The following is a 1038-nucleotide window of genomic DNA, read 5'->3' as shown; positions in this document are numbered from 1 at the left end:
AGCAGGGGGCAGCGCAGGCGCTGCAGGGAGGACGTATGGATCATAGGCGGGTGATTCCGAGCAGCACTTCCACCGAGTCCGGTGTGTCGATCAGGCGAGCCTGCCAGTACGGACTGAACAGGTTGCCCACTTCCAAGCGGTTGTCGCCGCGCTTGAACAGCGCGTAGTTCGGCGGGCGGTTGAAGTACACCTGGCCGGAGGCATAGGCCGAGATCTTGCCGCCGGCGGCCTTGTCTTCCATCGCCATCGGCGAACCGGCCGGGCCACCGATACCATCGATCGCGGCGCTGGTGCGTGCCTTGGCCACATCGGTCTCCACATGCACGGTGAAGATCGGGCCGGTGTTCTTGGCCGGGTCGGCGCGGCTGCCCGGCTCGGTATAGGGGCGCAGCCCCTGGCCGGACTTAACGTCGTCATAGTCACGCAGGCCCTGGTAACCGGTGAAGTACGCATCACGCTTCTTGCCATTGTCCAGGCTGACGTTCGGGTCACTGTCGACCATGCTGCTGGCAGCACGGTTCTCGCCGCGGATGTTGCCGTAAGGGCGATAGCGTCGGTTGTTGTTGAATTCCGATACCCAGCCACTGCCGTTGGCGAAGCCGGGCATGAAGCGCTGCTGCTGGTAACGCTGGACCGCTTGCGCACCGCCCCAGCCCAGCGGAATGTTGATGTCCTTCAACGGCCACGGCAGGTTCACTTCCAGGCCCATGGCATCGGCGGCTACCCAACGGTCGTAGTCGACCATGTCGGTGCCGCCGGACTGGTTGAACTTGATCAGGAACAGGTTCAGGTCATGATCGCTGCGGCTCCACGAGAACGGGTCGCGCGATTGCATCACCACGTTGCGGAAGCGATCGGCCCCTCTGCGATCCTGTGCCGAGCCGCCAGCGCCGCCGCCGCGCGAACGCGGAATACGGTAGCTCTGCAGGAAGTTGTTGTTGGCGGTGACCAACTGCGAGGTCAGCACGCCAGCGCCCACCGCGCTTAGCGCGGCATCGGCGGAATTTCGTTTGACGATGTCGCGGGCGACCAGTATTC

Annotated in this window: 1 protein-coding gene; it reads right to left on the bottom strand. The window is 64.2% G+C overall.

Annotated features, from left to right (window positions below; genetic code table 11):
• Positions 1–40: 40 nt before the first annotated feature.
• The coding region (locus VA603_RS00160; RefSeq protein ID WP_323437594.1) for a hypothetical protein at positions 41–1038 on the bottom strand (998 nt) is incomplete at its 5' end.

The sequence above is a fragment of the Stenotrophomonas capsici genome (genome assembly GCF_034961085.1).
Taxonomy (GTDB): Bacteria; Pseudomonadota; Gammaproteobacteria; order Xanthomonadales; family Xanthomonadaceae; genus Stenotrophomonas; species Stenotrophomonas capsici.
Note: the sequence above shows the minus strand (reverse complement) of the source record. Positions and strands in the feature narration are given on the sequence as shown.